The organism is Colwellia sp. Bg11-28, assembly GCF_002836245.1.
GTDB classification, from domain to species: Bacteria; Pseudomonadota; Gammaproteobacteria; order Enterobacterales; family Alteromonadaceae; genus Colwellia; species Colwellia psychrerythraea_A.
In genome coordinates this window covers 1,841,707-1,859,408 of record NZ_PJBA01000006.1, presented here as the reverse complement: position 1 = coordinate 1,859,408, position 17,702 = coordinate 1,841,707, and the positions used below count along the sequence as shown (strand labels likewise).

At 38.5% G+C, this 17,702-nt stretch carries 13 protein-coding genes; 12 read left to right on the top strand and 1 reads right to left on the bottom strand.

Annotation, left to right across the window (positions count from 1 at the left end):
* Positions 1–108: 108 nt before the first annotated feature.
* From aspS to CXF79_RS15270, 9 genes are all read left to right on the top strand, one after another.
* Positions 109–1,914, top strand: coding sequence for an aspartate--tRNA ligase (aspS, locus tag CXF79_RS15310; RefSeq protein ID WP_101155964.1), 1,806 nt, complete (start codon positions 109–111; stop codon positions 1,912–1,914).
* 165 nt (positions 1,915–2,079) lie between these two features.
* A complete protein-coding gene (gene ruvC, locus CXF79_RS15305; RefSeq protein ID WP_011042935.1) occupies positions 2,080–2,607 on the top strand; it encodes a crossover junction endodeoxyribonuclease RuvC in 528 nt (175 codons plus the stop codon).
* Between the two features lie 240 nt (positions 2,608–2,847).
* Complete coding sequence (ruvA, locus tag CXF79_RS15300; RefSeq protein ID WP_011042936.1) at positions 2,848–3,483, top strand: Holliday junction branch migration protein RuvA; 636 nt, start codon at positions 2,848–2,850, stop codon at positions 3,481–3,483.
* A gap of 36 nt (positions 3,484–3,519) precedes the next feature.
* Positions 3,520–4,533, top strand: a complete 1,014-nt coding sequence (gene ruvB, locus CXF79_RS15295) for a Holliday junction branch migration DNA helicase RuvB (protein ID WP_101155963.1) — start codon at positions 3,520–3,522, stop codon at positions 4,531–4,533.
* A 303-nt stretch (positions 4,534–4,836) separates the two neighbouring features.
* Complete coding sequence (locus tag CXF79_RS15290; RefSeq protein ID WP_101155962.1) at positions 4,837–6,093, top strand: efflux RND transporter periplasmic adaptor subunit; 1,257 nt, start codon at positions 4,837–4,839, stop codon at positions 6,091–6,093.
* Between the two features lie 52 nt (positions 6,094–6,145).
* Positions 6,146–6,871 (top strand): ABC transporter ATP-binding protein, encoded by a 726-nt coding sequence (locus CXF79_RS15285; protein WP_101155961.1) that lies wholly within the window; start codon positions 6,146–6,148, stop codon positions 6,869–6,871.
* 11 nt (positions 6,872–6,882) lie between these two features.
* Positions 6,883–9,312 carry an ADOP family duplicated permease gene (locus CXF79_RS15280; RefSeq protein ID WP_157825888.1) on the top strand — a complete coding sequence of 810 codons (2,430 nt, stop codon included), beginning with the start codon at positions 6,883–6,885 and terminating at the stop codon, positions 9,310–9,312.
* A gap of 116 nt (positions 9,313–9,428) precedes the next feature.
* Positions 9,429–10,826: a sigma-54-dependent transcriptional regulator gene (locus CXF79_RS15275; RefSeq protein WP_101155959.1), complete on the top strand. Its 1,398-nt coding sequence runs from the start codon at positions 9,429–9,431 to the stop codon at positions 10,824–10,826.
* A 56-nt stretch (positions 10,827–10,882) separates the two neighbouring features.
* Complete coding sequence (locus CXF79_RS15270) at positions 10,883–12,226, top strand: sensor histidine kinase (protein ID WP_101155958.1); 1,344 nt, start codon at positions 10,883–10,885, stop codon at positions 12,224–12,226.
* A gap of 98 nt (positions 12,227–12,324) precedes the next feature.
* On the opposite strand, the gene CXF79_RS15265 is transcribed toward CXF79_RS15270, so the two are convergent.
* A complete protein-coding gene (locus CXF79_RS15265) occupies positions 12,325–12,834 on the bottom strand; it encodes a DUF2062 domain-containing protein (RefSeq protein ID WP_011042943.1) in 510 nt (169 codons plus the stop codon).
* Positions 12,835–12,997: 163 nt separating this feature from the next.
* Here CXF79_RS15265 and CXF79_RS23700 point away from each other — a divergent pair, with 163 nt between their 5' ends.
* The 3 genes from CXF79_RS23700 to msbA all read left to right on the top strand — a co-directional run bounded on the left by CXF79_RS23700 (position 12,998) and on the right by msbA (position 17,692).
* Entirely contained in the window at positions 12,998–14,611 is a 1,614-nt protein-coding gene (locus CXF79_RS23700; protein WP_232769193.1) for a ComEC/Rec2 family competence protein, read from the top strand.
* A gap of 38 nt (positions 14,612–14,649) precedes the next feature.
* Positions 14,650–15,579, top strand: a complete 930-nt coding sequence (locus CXF79_RS23695) for a DNA internalization-related competence protein ComEC/Rec2 (RefSeq protein WP_232769192.1) — start codon at positions 14,650–14,652, stop codon at positions 15,577–15,579.
* A 304-nt stretch (positions 15,580–15,883) separates the two neighbouring features.
* Positions 15,884–17,692, top strand: a complete 1,809-nt coding sequence (msbA, locus tag CXF79_RS15255) for a lipid A export permease/ATP-binding protein MsbA (protein ID WP_198560070.1) — start codon at positions 15,884–15,886, stop codon at positions 17,690–17,692.
* Positions 17,693–17,702 lie beyond the last annotated feature (10 nt).

Genomic DNA, 17,702 nt, shown 5'->3' with positions numbered 1-17,702 from the left:
GGGGTGACATTAATAATCTTTGCTTTATAATATGCCCAAAATTATCGTAACAAACGTAAAGTAGCGTTTGTTACTAAGTTTAATAGAATTGGTATAAGGCAAAAATACATGCGTAGTCTTTATTGTGGTGAGGTGAACGAATCTCACATTGGACAAGAAATAACTTTATGTGGTTGGGTTAACAAACGTCGTGATTTAGGCGCCGTGATCTTTTTAGATTTACGTGACCGTGAAGGTCTTGTTCAAGTTGTTTATGATCCTGATTTACCTGAGGTGATTAAAAAAGCCAACACCTTACGTAATGAATTTTGTGTACAAATTAAAGGTAAAGTGCGCGCTCGTCCTGAAGGCCAAGTAAATAAAGGCATGAAAACGGGTGGTATTGAAGTACTTGGTCTAGAACTTACCATTCTAAATAAGTCAGCGCCATTGCCTTTAGACTCTAATCAAGTCAACTCAGAAGAACTTCGCCTTAAATACCGTTATTTAGATTTACGCCGTGTTGAAATGACTGAACGTTTACGTTTCCGCGCTAAAGTAACTTCTGCAGTGCGTAGTTCACTTGAGTCTCAAGGTTTTTTAGATATTGAAACACCGATACTAACAGCGGCTACTCCTGAAGGTGCACGTGACTATTTAGTTCCTAGTCGTACTCATAAAGGTCAATTTTTCGCTTTGCCACAATCACCACAATTGTTTAAACAATTATTGATGATGTCGGGTATGGAACGTTACTATCAAATAGTTAAATGTTTCCGTGATGAAGATTTACGTGCTGATAGACAGCCTGAATTCACACAAATAGATATTGAGACCTCGTTCATGAGTAGTGATCAGGTAATGGAAGTAACGGAAAAAATGATCCGTGAATTATTCCAAGAGTTGCTTGATGTTGACTTAGGTGAGTTCCCGCGTATGCCTTACTCTGAGGCAATGACACGTTTTGGTAGTGATAAGCCAGATTTACGTAACCCATTAGAGTTAATTGATGTTGATGATATTTTAAAAGATGTTGAATTTAAAGTGTTTTCAGGACCAGCGAACGATGAAAATGGCCGTGTTGCAGTAATTTGTTTACCTCAAGGTGCAGCTAAATTCTCACGTAAGGGCCTTGATGAATTAACCAAATTTGTTGGCATTTACGGCGCTAAAGGTATGCCTTGGTTAAAAGTGAATGATATTGATGCGGCTCTTTCAACAGGTGTTGAAGGTTTGCAGTCACCCATCTTAAAATTCTTATCAAGTGATGAAGCTATCGCTTTATTAAAACGTACAAATGCGAAAACAGGTGATATTATTTTCTTTGGTGCAGACCAATATAATGTTGTAACTGAATCTTTAGGTGCACTTCGCCTTAAATTAGGTGAAGAACTTGATTTACTTCAAGGTGAATGGAAACCGCTTTGGGTAGTTGATTTCCCAATGTTTGAAGAAGTAGATGGCCATATGCATGCTATTCATCATCCGTTTACTGCACCGACTAATTTAACCGCTGAGCAGTTAGAAGCAAATCCTGTTGGCGCTTTATCAGATGCTTATGACATGGTCTTAAATGGCTGTGAACTTGGTGGTGGCTCTGTACGTATTCACAATCAAGATATGCAAGCAGCAGTATTTAGAATTTTAGGCATTAGTGATGAAGAAGCAGAAGAGAAATTTGGCTTCTTACTTGAAGCGCTACAATATGGTGCGCCGCCACATGCTGGTTTAGCCTTTGGCCTTGATCGATTAGTGATGTTAATGACAGGTGCAAGTTCAATCCGTGACGTAATGGCTTTCCCAAAAACCAATACAGCGGCTTGTCCATTAACTAATGCACCGGGTAAAGCTAACCCTGAACAGTTAAGAGAATTAGGCGTTGCTGTTCTTGCAGTAAAGAAAGCTGAAGAGAACAAAGACGAAGAACAAGCATAATTAGGTAACCGTTTATCAATAGATAAATGATAACTACTGTTTGTTATGATTACTGTATATCAGTAATGTTAATGCAGCTATAACGTATGTTTTAGCTGCATTTTTTATGGCATTAATATAACTTACCTCTATTGAAGAATAAGATATCAATCAAAAGGCTCGCTGTTGACAATAATATTAGGAATTGATCCTGGTTCACGCTTTACTGGTTACGGCGTTATCAAACAAGAAAAGCAACGTTTTACCTACCTTGGTAGTGGTTGCATTAAAGCGATGAGTCAAGGTGAAGATTTAGCTTCACGTTTGCAAACAATTTTTGCTGGCGTATCTGAGTTAATTATTCAATTCAAACCGGATATGTTTGCCATTGAACAAGTTTTCATGGGGGTGAATCCTGGCGGAGCTTTGAAACTTGGCCAAGCACGGGGTGCAGCTATTGTGGCGGCAACCAATTCAGGGTTAACCATCGCAGAGTATTCAGCAAGACAAATTAAGCAAGCTGTTGTAGGTACAGGCGCAGCAGATAAAAACCAAGTACAGCATATGGTAAAAAGTATTTTAAAGTTACCAGGTACTCCTCAGGCCGATGCTGCCGATGCCTTAGCGGTAGCACTATGTCATGGTCATAGTCATACCAGTGCCGCCATATTAGCCGGTCAAGCTACAAAAATCGTTAGAGGGCGTTTACGCTAACCCGCTTTTCTATAAATCCCCATCAGCATAGCCGTCATTCCTGAAGTTTCTGATCGGGAATCCAGAAAGATTAGTTTTCAGTCGTTTTTTTGTCTGTGAAGCTAAGCCTCTGTGTTCTTCGTAGTGAGTTATTTCGTTTTAAATATTAGGCAACGTCAGCAAAATTCAACTAGGTCACTTTACTGTATAAATATATAGTGGTAGTATCTGATTCATTAATAATAGCCTTTGGTACTTGTTGTGATTGGTCGTTTACGTGGCATGCTTGTGGAAAAAAACTCTCCTGAAATATTAATTGAATGTGCTGGCGTGGGCTATGAAGTCACCATGCCAATGACGAGTATTTATGCCTTACCTGAGCTTGAACAGCAGGCAACTATTTATACTCACTTTGTTGTACGTGAAGATGCTCAATTGCTTTATGGCTTCGCCAATAAAGTAGAACGTAAGTTATTCCGGTTATTAATTAAAGTTAATGGTGTAGGTCCTAAATTAGCGTTAGCTATTTTATCAAACATGTCTGCTGATCAATTTGTTAGTTGTGTTCGTCACGATGATATTAGCGCCATTGTAAAAATCCCGGGTGTTGGTAAAAAGACAGCAGAGCGTTTGCTTATTGAAATGCGTGATCGTTTGAAAGATTGGCAAGCACAACAAATACACTTAGTTAGTGATGATGGCGTGATACCAGAACAACTCTCTGCTGAATTGAGCCAAGAAACTACTTTTGTTAATGATAATAAAGGCGATGCTATTAATGCTTTACTTTCACTTGGCTATAAACAAGTACAGGCAGATAAAGCGGTTAAATCCGTATATAATCGCGGCATGTCTAGCGAAAACATTATTCGCGATGCATTAAAATCAATGATATAGCCAACGGATTAATCACATTTTGAACTTAGGTAACCTATGATAGAAGCAGATCGCTTAATTGAACCAATTGCTTCAGTAGAAGATGAAAGGGTAGATCGTGCTATTCGTCCTAAAATGCTACAAGATTATACGGGGCAACAGCATGTTAAAGCGCAAATGGAAATATTTATTCCAGCCGCAAAAAATCGTGGCGAACCTTTAGATCACTTGCTCATTTTTGGCCCTCCAGGTCTAGGTAAAACCACTTTAGCTAATATTGTTGCCAATGAAATGGGTGTTAATATTCGCACAACTTCCGGACCAGTATTAGAAAAAGCCGGTGATTTAGCAGCGCTACTAACTAATTTAGAAGAAAACGATATTCTTTTTATAGATGAGATCCATCGTTTAAGTGCTGTGGTTGAAGAAATACTTTACCCTGCAATGGAAGATTATCAATTAGATATTATGATTGGTGAAGGACCTGCAGCGCGTTCTATCAAGTTAGACCTACCCCCATTTACACTTATTGGCGCTACCACACGAGCAGGTGCATTAACGTCACCCTTACGTGACCGATTTGGTATTGTTCAACGGTTAGAGTTTTATAATGTTGCAGACTTATCAACTATTGTCAGCCGTTCGGCACATTTTTTGAACTTAACAATAGATGAGGAGGGGGCATTTGAAGTTGCACGCCGCTCTCGCGGCACGCCACGTATTGCTAATCGTTTATTACGCCGAGTACGTGATTATGCCGATATAAAATCGCACGGGGTGGTTAGTCAACAAACTGCCGCTGCTGCGTTAGACATGTTAGAAGTTGACAGTGAAGGCTTTGATATTATGGACAGGAAGCTATTACATGCCATTATTGATAAATTTATGGGTGGACCTGTTGGCTTGGACAATGTTGCTGCAGCCATTGGTGAAGAACGAGAAACTATAGAAGATGTAATAGAGCCTTTTTTAATCCAACAAGGCTTTTTGCAACGTACTCCGCGTGGCAGAATAGCAACAGATAGAGCTTACCAACATTTTGGAATCACTAAAGATCAAACTAAAGACTAAGCCCCATAGTTTTTGCTCTTCCTTATAAGTTGTTATTTTATCCGTCAGTGTCTATGCTGGCGGAGACTACTTCGACTCCCCTTCAAAACTCCGTAACCGCTTTCTCATTAACAAACTTCCCTTAATAAGAAGAACTTTCCCATGAATGGGAAAGCAAAAAAGCTGTATTTTCCCATTCATGGAACATTAGTTTGTATAAAGCCTTTCAATATGTAAATTTAAGTGATATTTATCAAGTGGTTATTAATTGTGGTATAGAGACTGCAGTAAGTCTTAGTAAGAAGATTTGTTGGAGAATTACCCTTGGATATCGCCGTTAAAAAACAAAAGAAAACCTTACTTAAAAGAGTGTGGCCGTTGGCTCTAGTCATAGCCATTCTCGCTATAGCCTTAAACTATAGTGCCTTTTTGCTACAAGCAGACTACGTTATTGATAATGATACCTTGGTATATGGCGAAGTTAAGCAGGGACCGTTCTCTATTTCAGTTCGAGGTGCTGGTTTACTGGTGCCAGATAAAATTAAATGGTTAGCAGCAAGTGTTGACGGCCATGTTGAACGTGTTGTTGTAAAACCAGGGAAATCGGTGAAAAAAGGAGAGCTGATTATTGAGCTTAGTAATCCAAGATTAAAACAATTGCAGGAAGAAACTAAGTGGGAGCTTGAAGCTATTATTGCAGAAAGCAAAGCGAGTCAGGCTGAGCAAAAGTCGGGATTACTTTTTCAAAAAGCACGCATGCTCGATGCCAAGCTAAACTATCAGAGTAGTAAGTTAAAGCTCGATGCCCAACGCGAGTTATTTAACAATAAAACCGGCGCGGTTTCAAAAATTGATTATGAAAAAACTAAGTTAGAAACCCAACAGTTTAATCAACGCTGGAAAATTCAAGAAGAAGTGCTGGTTAGCATGACCGACAATATTGTTGTTCAAGACAATGCCCATAATTCACGTATCAATAAAATGCGCAAAACACTTGAGCGAGCTGAACAACAGGTTAAAGACCTGATGATTTATGCCAGTCTAGATAGTGTTGTTCAAGATGTCTCTGTTGAACCAGGGCAGCGCGTAAATATGGGCAGCAATTTAGCTAAACTTGCTCAACAAGACTCACTTATTGCCGAATTACAAGTTGCAGAACTATTAATTGGCGAAGTCAGTATCGGCCAGCTAGTCACTATTGATACACGTAATAACACAGTAAGTGGCATTGTTGCTCGCGTAGACCCCGCCGTTGTTAATGGCAATGTACAAGTAGATGTAACCTTCACAGAAGCATTACCCAGTGACGCAAGACCCGATTTGAGTGTCGATGGTGAAATCATGATCACCGATATTGCTGATACCTTGTATGTGAGTCGTCCTATCTTTTCGCAAAGGCAATCTAACACAACCATTTACAAGTTAAATCAAGATGGCAACTTAGCACAGCGTACACAGGTTAAATTAGGTAAAGGCTCTATAAACCAAATACAAGTAATTGAAGGGTTAGCTGTTGGAGACAGAGTGATCATTTCAGATTCAAGTAGTTGGCAAAAATATCAAAAAGTTAGAATTAACTAATACTAAGCTATAAAAACACTTACCGAGAAATATACCATCATAAGGACAGATTATGAGTAATACATTAATTAAATTAGAAAACATTCAAAAAGTATTTTTTACCGATGAAGTAGAAACCCATGCGTTAGCAGGCATAACGTTAACTATTAATAAAGGTGAATATGTCTCAATTTCAGGACCTTCTGGTTGTGGAAAATCTACTTTGCTTTCGTTATTAGGCTTATTAGATGCTAGCACTGAAGGCTTGTATCAGTTGGCTGAACATGATGTTTCTAATATATCTAAAAAAGAGCGTGCCCGAATTCGTAATATGGAAATTGGCTTTATATTTCAATCTTTCAACTTGATCAGTGACCTTGATGTTGAAGAGAATGTTGAATTGCCACTTACTTATCGTAAAGATCTAAGCAAAGACCAGCGTAAGGCAATGGTTAAGGAAGCATTAGAAAAAGTGAATATGTCGCACAGATCTAAGCATTTTCCTTCGCAACTTTCTGGTGGCCAACAGCAACGTATCGCGGTAGCACGTGCCATCGTTGGGAAACCTTCAATTATTCTTGCTGATGAACCTACCGGAAATTTAGATTCGAAAAATGCTGAAGCAGTAATGGAACTTTTAGACTTATTACATGCAGAAGGTACCACTATCTGTATGGTGACACATGATCCTCGCTCAGCGCAGCGAGCTTCTCGTAATATTGATATTTTAGATGGACAGGTGATTAGTGATAACTCGTTAACCAAAGAAAATAAATCAAATGACACGGTAGCAGCTTAGGGAGAATGATTATGATATGGCAAGATTTTAAATATGCGATCAGGTTGTTATCAAAAAAGCCAGGCTTTACTGCGCTTACTACTTTAGTGATGGCAACAGGCATAGGTTTGAGTGTTTATATGTTCTCGTTTTTTCACACTATTTTGTTTAAAGACTTAGACTTTCAAGATGGGGCCTCTCTCGTCATGGTCAGTGGCTCTATAAATGGCAAAGAAGATGCTTATAGAATTAATGCCTTAGATTATGCTGAAATCAAAAGTAGCGTAAAGGGTTTAAAAGAGTACGGTGGTTATAACAACGCTAATGTTGTTGTTTCAGCAACTGAAGGGGCGATAAGATTTCCGGCGATAATGGCACAAGCGAATATATTTCAACTGACTCGCACAAAGCCTATTTTAGGACGAGAATTTAGGGCTGAAGATGAAAAATCTGGCTCTGAAAAGGTTGTTGTTATTGGTTATGATCTTTGGCAAAACCAGTTCAGCGGCGAAAATGATGTACTCAAACAAAACATGCGCATTAATGGTGAAAAACACAACGTGGTGGGTGTGATGCCACAAGGATATTTGTTCCCTCGAAATGCCCAGATATGGTTACCTTTACAAATTGATCCTAAACAATTAGTCCGAGAAAATAGCACAACATTACATGGTTTAGCACACTTAGAAGATGGCGTGACTATGGCTGAGGTAAATCGTGAACTAAGCGTTGTTATGAAACGAATTGAGAATCAACACCCACAAACAAATACTGGTATTAGTGCTCATGTCACATCAATTCCGGGTGTTGGTGGCGCTGATGGTGCTCCGGTCATTTATACCATGCATACTGTTGCCTTGTTAATTTTGCTGTTGGCGTCGATAAATGTTGGAAATTTATTATTATCGCGCGCATTAGAGCGTGGGAAAGAAACAGCAATTAGAGTCGCGTTAGGCGCACCTAGGTCACGATTAATTAGTCAGATGTTATGGGAAAGTACCATAATTTGCACGCTTGGCGGAATGATAGGTTTTTTAGTTATGGCCTGGGGCTTGGAGATTACAGAGCCAATTGTAGCTACTTTTTTTGCAGACCCATTAGCATTTTGGTGGGACTTTGGCATTGATACTTATACGGTAACACTGTTTTTAACCATCCTTATTAGCACTATTTTTGTCACCGGATTTTTGCCTGCTTGGAGAAGTACAGGGGGTGACTTTAATGCCGTACTACGAGATGGTACTCGAGGCGCACAAGGGAAGAAGGCAGGTCGCCTGAATCGTTTTCTGGTTATTAGTGAAATATTTATTTCTATGACGGTATTAATATCCTCTGCCGTTATGGTGCAATCTGCTTATGAGCAAACCAATAGTGATATGGGGGCTGATACCGAAAATAGTTTAGTGGCAAGTGTTTTATTACCTGCAGCGAATTATGATACGGATGCTAAAAAGGCACACTTTGCCAAAACGTTGCAATCACGTTTAGAAAACAGTGCTTCAATTGAAGCGGTAATGTTAGCAACGTCGTTACCAGGGCACTATAGTTCAATCTCGAAAGTCATTATAGAAGGTAAAGAATATAGCAAGGATAGTAACAATAGTTATCCGAGTGCTAATGATATTGCCACTATGCCAGGCTCTTTGGCAAAGCTGGGCGTTGAATTACGCCAAGGGCGTTATTTTAACAATAGTGATGATGGTTTGGCTAAAGCGACAGCTTTGGTTTCAGAAAGCTTTGCCAAGCGCCATTTTCCTGAGCAGGGTGCTTTGGGGAAAAGGTTTCGTTTAGCGAAGACAACGCAAGACAACATTGAATGGGTGACTATTGTCGGCATAGTTGAGCATACGATTCAAGGTAACAGAGACGGTGATGCAGCAAGTATGCCTGCAATCTATAGACCGTTAACTCAAGCACCACGAAATCAGCTTACTATTGCAATGCAATTAAGTTCAAAAGGAAGCCTTGCGGTACAGCATTTGCGTAAGACTTTACAAGGTATTGATAGTGAACTAGCTTCATACCGTATTGAAACTTATCAAGCAAGTAACGATAGAATTACAGCGCCGGTAGTTTTTATTAGTAGCTTAACGGCAATATTTGCTATTGCAGGTGTGGTGCTAGCAGCAAGTGGTATTTATGGTGTTATGGCAAATATGATAAGCCAACGAACGCAGGAAATAGGCATTAAACGTGCGTTAGGTGCTGATGAGCAAAGAATCAGCAGAGAGTTTGTCTTTGCTGGTGTGAAATTATTACTTTGGGGTGGTATACCCGGTATTGTAGCCGGTGGTTTTATGGGCTTTGCTATGGCGCAAATGTTTGGTACTTCATATTCGTCACTAGTATTAATAGTAATTATTATGGTGAGCATAGTGGTTGCTACTGTGCTGGTAGCGACTTACTTACCAACAAAAAATGCGTTAAGGTTAGAGCCAAGCCAAGCATTACACTATGAATAATGGTAGATAACACCTACTTTGAAAATTAAGCAGCTAAGAGTATATATTAACTGCTTAATTATATTTTTTTAGTGTTGTTATTTATGTAAGACCATGGGATTTAAAAGAAAGAAACGATGAATAAAAACATTCTATTAGTCGATGACGACCTAGATATTCTGTCAGCCTTAAAGATTTTACTGGTACCGGAAGGTTATGGCGTGAACCTTTGTCAAACACCAAGTTCAGCTTTAGCTGCGATTAAAAAAACGCAATTTGATTTGGTATTAATGGACTTAAATTACTCTCTTGATACCACCTCTGGGGAAGAGGGACTGACACTCATTGCGGACATTAGAAAACTTGAAGACGACTTACCTATAGTGGTTATGACTGGCTGGGCTACGGTAGAAGTTGCCGTGAGTACTATGCAAAATGGTGCAAACGACTTTATTCAAAAGCCTTGGGATATTGAACGTCTCATCAGTATTATCAATAATCAATTGAAGTTAGCTAGCAGCGAAAAGAACTCGCAAAAGCTCACTCAACAAAACCAGTTATTGCAGCAACGCCTTGATAGCGAATTTAAAGGTGACATCATAAGCCAATCACCTGTTATGCAAAAAACATTAGCCTTGATTGAACAAGTCGCTCAAAGCCATGCCTGTATTTTGCTAACAGGAGAAAATGGTACCGGCAAAAGTATGTTTGCCCGTTATATCCATCAACACTCAAATCGAAAAGACGCAAACCAAATTTCGGTCAATATGGGGGCAGTGAGTGAAACCTTATTTGAAAGTGAGATGTTTGGCCACGTAAAAGGGGCATTTACTGACGCTAAATCGACACGCATTGGTCGCTTTGAATTGGCTGATGGTGGCAGCTTATTTTTAGATGAGATAGCCAACACTCCCTATTCACAACAAGCTAAATTATTACGTGTTTTAGAAGATCAGCAGTTTGAGAAAGTGGGAGCGAGTAAAACCCAGTCGGTCGATGTGCGTTTAATTTGTGCGAGTAACGCTAACTTGAATCAAATGGTAGCAGCGGGAGAGTTTCGTAAAGATTTATTATATCGTATTAATACTATTGCAATTGAAATTCCAGCATTAAGACACCGAAAGGAAGATATTGTTTTGCTTGCTGATGCTTTCTTAACTCAATGGGCAAATAAGTACGGCAGAAATAAGTTGGTTTTAGATGAACAGGCGAAATATGCCTTAGTTAGTTATGATTGGCCAGGGAATATCAGGGAGTTAAACCATGTGCTCGAACGAGCACAGATACTATGCCAAGGTGTTTTTATCAATGTAAATGACTTGGGCTTATCAGTTAATACTACGCAAACTGATACCGCTAAGGTAGATGTGAAGCAGGGAGAGTTTACAGAAAAGCAAACCCTAGATAGTTTAGCTGATTTAGAATTAACCATAATTGATCAAAGATTGAAGCACTTTGATGGTAATGTACTTAAAGCAGCTAAATCACTGGGCTTAAGCCGTAGTGCTCTTTATCGACGATTAGATAAAATTTAAACCAGCTGCTATAAAAGTCAGTAGCAGGCAAAGTAGTCGAGTGTAACAAAGACAATATGAAACAGAATCAACAAAATAAGAAATCATTTGAAGTACAGTTAACTCAGCTATTTTTATTTACCTCTTTGCCGCTATTTTTCTTGCTAATTGGGGTGATGATATATGCGAATATATCGCTATATTTGATTTTATTAACTGTGCTTATTAGTAGTTTAGTGATTGTTTATAGTCACAGTAAACTTCACCAAAAGTCAGCTTATCAATTTCGAAGTTTAAGTCATTTACTCGATGCTATGGTACAAGGCGATTATAGTCTGAGAGCCCGTATTAGTGATGGTGATGAAGCATTAAATGAATTAGTTGATTCGATAAATAGCCTTAGTTTACGCCTTAATAAGCAAAGAATTGAGACGACAGAAAGTCAATTGTTACTAACTACTGTAATTAACCATATTGATGTCGCTATTCTCGCTTTAAATGAGAATAATGAATTGGTCTTGACTAACCCCGCCGCAAAAAAATTATTGCAAATACCTGCTGAGCAGCAAGAATTTGACTTAATTGAATCATTCTCACAATTTAGTCAAATCGCAGCAATGAACAGTGGTAATAGCCAAGTAATGTCGCTTTCTTTTGCTAATCAGCAAGGTAAGTTTAATGTTCACCTTGAAGAATATCGCGAAAATGGCAAACCACAAAAGTTAGTGTTTATTACTGATGTTAGCACTATGCTTCGTAGTGAAGAGCGAAATGCATGGCAAGCGTTAGTGCGGGTTATTAGTCATGAAATAAACAACTCTTTATCTCCTATCGCTTCAATAAGCCAAAGTTTAAGGCGCTTACTTGCCCGACAAGAGAAACTTGAAAACCATAAAGAATATCTGGTTGAAGGCTTATCTATCATTTCACAACGCAGTAATAGCTTAACTGAGTTTGTTAATAGTTATAAGCAAATAGCCAGTTTACCTGAGCCAAAAAAACAGCCAAGTTCGGTACTGGAATTAGTTAATAAGACGGTAGCCTTATACCCGGATGAATGCATTGAAGTACAAAACATAGACGACATCACTTTAGTCATTGATGCAGTGCAATTTGAACAAGTGCTTATTAACTTGGTTAAAAATGCCGTAGAAGCGGTAAAAAGTGCTGGTGAAGCAGGTAAGGTTGCAATTAGCGGGCAAGTTAATGGAAAGGTATTTAGTTTGTCATTAGTGGACGATGGCACAGGTGTAAGCAATCTAGAGAATTTGTTTGTGCCTTTTTATAGCACAAAAAGTAAAGGCTCAGGCATAGGTTTAGTCTTATGCCGACAAATTATTGAAGCACATGGCGGCAAGATAACCTTAACAAATAGACTAGGTGTCAGTGGTTGCATAGCAACCATAGAGTTACCCCTGTGATACTTGTCTTATTGTCTTATTGTCTTATTTATTAGTATTAACTATAGTGTGAACTCTTAACTCTTTATTTTGGCTGACCGGTCAGTTCACCGAAAGACTTAACGATGCGGACGACTTTTCCATGCTTTTATAGTTTGGTAACGCCAAAACGAATGTATAACGAAGTAACCTAAGATAGAAAAAATAACAGCAAGTACACCGCAGCCAACTAAAAATGCAGGACCTATGGTTGATAAGCTATCGAGTACCCATTGCCAACTTGCTTGAAAGGCAAAATCTTCTTCAGGGACTGCTAATACCCATGTGCCAACCAAATAACAGGCGTAAAATATGAAAGGCATGGTCAGCGGATTTGTTATCCAAACCAATGCAATTGATAGCGGTAGGTTTGCATGTACTATAATGGCAATACCGGCCGACAAAACCATTTGAAATGGCACCGGAATAAAAGCAAAAAATAAACCAACAGCAAAAGCTTTAGCGACAGAGTGACGATTTAAGTGCCAAAGGTTGGGATTGTGTAGTAAATCGCCAAAAACTTTCAGATATTTGTTTTCTTTTATCGTTTGATGATCTGGCATCATACGTTTTATGGTTTTTTTGGGCATATACTTCTACAGGTGCCTTAGCTAAAAATTAGTGTGATTAATAATTTACTTAGCAACATATATATTAAGTAAATATATATGTTGCTAAGTAAAGCAATCGTAAATGCCAATAAGGCGTTCGTTCGATAATTTAACCACTAAACATAAAAGGATTTATATCACTATGGATTGGTGGTTACTGACATTTTTTCTTGGTGCTATATTGTCCCTATTTTTGCAGGAAGTGCCAGCGCTTTTTCAGCTATTTTTACTTCTTTGTCTCGCTATTGGCTTTTATTCCCATAAAAAACTACGTTATAGCTCAGGATTATGGTTTGGCGCTTTATGGATTTTAGCTCAAGCTTACCTCTATCATAACCTGTTACCGCCACCTCTTATTGAACTAATGGAAAATAAACAAGCATTTTTTATTGAAGGTGAGGTACTTAGTATCCAAGTTAAGCCACCGATCATGTTGAGCGAACATATAAAGGAAAGCGCTGTTCAACAGAAAGCTAATTCCACTAAACGCTTTAATTTTCTCGTTAATAAGATAAATCAACAGCTACTTGAAAGCCCAATTACTATTAGGCTAAGTTGGCAAAAGTCGACTATTGACCTTGCTCAAGGTCAAAGGCTCTCTCTTAACGTTAAAGTAAAGCCAGCCCATGGATTAGCAAACATAGGCACGTTTAATTATTTAAGTTGGCTCAAAGCACATAACATCGTCGCAACAGGCTATGTGGTTAATCCGAGAAAGAAGAAAAATTCAAATTATCAAGAAGCGGAAGACTTAAAAAGCTTAAAAGCGAATAAATTGCTAATGGCAAATATCACAATGAGGCAAGCACTATTTGAGCACTATCAAAGCCTTACTCCAAATCATAAGCTTACCCCCATTTTATTGGCATTAGCCTTTGGGGAGCGTAGTTCACTTAATACCGACCTTTGGCAGACACTACAAGTGACTGGTACTAGTCACCTTATTGCTATTTCGGGTTTACATATAGGGTTACTTGCTGGTAGTGCGTTTTTTATTGTGATGTTTTTTTTTCAATATATCCCATTGAGAAATCCTTGCTGGCAGCACATTAACAGCCGTTATATTGCTATTGCTGTGAGTTTGTTACTTGCAACTGCGTATGCATATTTAGCGGGTTTCTCTCTTCCAACCCAACGTGCTTTGGTGATGTTAAACTTGTACTGGTTAAGTCGCGTTGTTGGCATAAAATTCTCTGCGAAACGTTTAATTTTAGTGACAATCTTTATTTTGTTGATTATCACTCCTTTTAGCTTATTAACCGCTAGCTTTTGGTTATCTGTTTATGCTGTGGCTATTATCTTTGTATCACTATGGCGATTTAAAGCATGGATGAATAAGGGTCCATATCTTTGGCGTTTCTTCAAAACGCTATTTATTATTCAAGTAGCACTTACCGTGATGTTAATGCCGATAACTGCATTATTTTTCCAAAAGATATCCTTAGTTAGTTTATTTGCTAATATCATTGCTGTGCCTTGGATGAGTGCTTTTAGCATACCTACAGCACTCATGTCAGTGGTCTTGATACCGATAAGTGAGTCATTAGCGCAATGGTTTATGATGTTATCCCTGCAATCGTTAACCTGGTTGTGGTTTTACCTTGATTTACTTAGTGAGCTACCTAATGCAATTATTTCACTTTCATTCGTTCAACAAATGATTGTACTGTTAGTGGGTAATGCTGCTTTTTCAATACTTTACCTGTCGCCATGCCTCTGGACTAGGGGGGTAAACAAATCACTTTTGTTTTGCTAGCCCTCAGCGCGATTGTGTTTAGTTATCATGAGCCAATTATGTCCTCTTTAAATACTTACGCTTTGTCAAAAGAGGTAAAAACGCCTAAGGATGCCATTAATTTCCAAGCTGAGTCTGGCTTTAGCTCATGGGAAGTGATTTTTTTTGATGTTGGTCAGGGAACATCGGTGTTAGTTAAACGAGATGACCAGGCCATTTTATATGATACCGGAGCAGCTTACCCCAGTGGTTTTACTATGAGTGATGCGGTGATACTGCCATTTTTACAATACTCAGCCATTGAGAAGCTAGATAAAGTAATATTAAGTCACAGTGATAATGACCATGTTGGCGGCCTTAGGACCTTGATAGAGCATATATCGATTGATGAAATAATCAGTAATGATAAAACACTCTTTAATTCTAAAGCCTTATCACTTAATGCTCTCTCAACTACTACGAATTTAGGCCCTAGTAATAGGCGACTTACTGACTGTCAGCCACGTAATAGTTTTTCTTGGCAAGGGTTAAGGTTTGACATCTTATGGCCTTTAGCTTGGGATCCTTCCAATGAAAGTGTTAATAGGGGCAAGCAAAAAAATGATGACTCTTGTGTTATCTTAATTAGTGATCAACTGGGAACTACACTGCTTTTAACCGGAGACATTTCCTCGAAAGTTGAGCAGAAGTTACTAAAATTTTATCCCCAGCTTAATGCTGATATTTTACAAGTACCTCATCACGGATCTAAAACATCATCAAGTCAGGCATTTCTTAGTCAATTATCACCTGACGTTGCGTTAGTTAGTGCAGGTTACTTAAATCGTTGGCATATGCCCGTCGCTATTGTTCGTCAGCGTTACCATGATAGTAAAATTCAATTGTTAAATAGTGCGGAGCTGGGGCAAATCATCATAACCGTTGATGAAGAGGGAATGAGCACACAAAGCTTTACTGAAGATTTACGCCCGTTCTGGTTTAGTCATTAATAGCACTCAGACCTTTTCTTTAGGGGAATATTTGTCGATAAAAATTTTTGAATTTTAGATCTTTGGAATTTGTTCGTAGTAAAGAAATTTCAGATTATCTAACGATATCAGCACTAAATTATTCATTGTTCTTGCTGTTGAACTTGTTCTGGTTATAGTTTTTGTTGGTTGTATCGCTAATTCACGGTAAAATGCAATTTCGATAATGTAAGCATGATAAAAGTAACTATGATTAACGTAAGTATTGTTAATGTTTTATCAACGTTTCGTTTAGGCAATTAAAATACTTGAGTAATCTTAACTAATGGCATCATCTCCAAAAACGAACGCCTTATCTTCTTCCGACTCAGCCAATGCAACCACATGGCAAAACTTTAAACGACTGGTTAGTTATGCGAAACCTTATAAGCTCGGCTTTGTCGCCGCAATCATTGGTATGCTTGGTTATGCAGCTATCGATGTATATTTTCTATCACAGTTAAAACCGCTTGTTGATGAAGGTCTCTCTGGGGCTAATGCTAACTTTATGAAGTGGGCGCCATTGTTTATTATTGTGGCCTTTACTGTTCGCGGTATAGCTCACTTTATTGCTAATTATTGCCTAGCTTGGGTCGGCAATAATGTCGTTGCTGATTTAAGACAAAAACTTTTTGAACATATCATGTCAATGCCCGTGGCTTTTCATGATCAAACATCTACCGGCTCACTTATTTCAAAAATAACCTTTGATACCGAGCAAGTATTAAATTCGGTGAGTAAATCTATTTTAACCATAGTGCAGCAAAGCGCCTTTATTATTGGTTTACTTGGGTTGATGTTTTATTACAGCTGGCAGTTATCATTAATCTTTCTATTGATCACGCCTATTATTGCTGTGATTGTCAGTGTGGTATCAAAGCGCTTTAGAAAAGTGAGTAAAAATATTCAAGGGGCGATGGGAGAGGTTACCACAGCGGCAGAACAAACCTTTAATGGCCACAAAGTGGTATTAACGTTTGGTGGTCAACAACGAGAGTTCTCACGTTTTGCCAAAATAAATAAACATAACCGTCAGCAGCGCATGAAAATGCGGGCAACAAAATCAGCCAGCGTACCCATTATTCAAGTAATAGCCTCATTTGCTTTAGCTTTTGTTTTCTATGCCATTACTTCAGATAGTTTACGCGACAGTATCTCTCCAGGTACTTTTGTCAGTATTATCACGTATATGACCATGTTGCTAAGACCTCTGAAAATGCTAACTAATGTCAATAGTGAATTTCAACAAGGCATGGCGGCTTGCACCAGTATCTTTTCGATACTCGATCATGAAAAAGAAAAAGATAATGGTGACAAACAACTTGAAAGAGCTTCAGGAACTTTGTCCTTCAAACACGTTGATTTTTCTTATAAAAATACCAACACCATGACAACAAGCGATAAAGAACAAGACACTAAACTTGCGTTAAGCGATATTACTTTTGACTTAGCGCCTGGTGAAACCTTAGCGTTAGTTGGACGTTCCGGCAGCGGTAAATCAACGGCCAGTTCATTATTATTACGCTTTTATGATGCCACACGCGGTGAGATATTAATTGATGATACTAATATCGAACAATTTCAGTTAAAAGATTTACGTAAACAGTTTTCTTATGTATCTCAACAAGTCGTATTGTTTAATGATACTTTAGCCAATAATATTGCTTATGGTAAACCTGAAGCGACTGAAGCTGAAATTATCGAAGCAGCTAAAAGTGCGCATGTGATGGAGTTTGCAGAACACATGGAGCAAGGGCTTGAAACCAATATTGGTGAAAATGGGGCTTTACTTTCAGGTGGTCAACGTCAGCGTGTCGCTATTGCGCGCGCTTTATTGTGCGATACGCCATTCTTAATTTTAGATGAAGCAACCAGTGCGTTAGATACAGAATCGGAACGTCATATTCAAGATGCGCTACAAACATTACAGCAAAATCGTACTTCAATTGTTATTGCCCATCGATTATCGACTATTGAAAATGCAGACAAAATAATAGTTATGGAGCAAGGTAAAATTGTCGAGCAAGGTAACCACCAAAGTTTACTTGCCAAACAAGGTGCTTATGCCCAGTTGCATAGTTTCCAATTTGAATAAGGAATAGGTG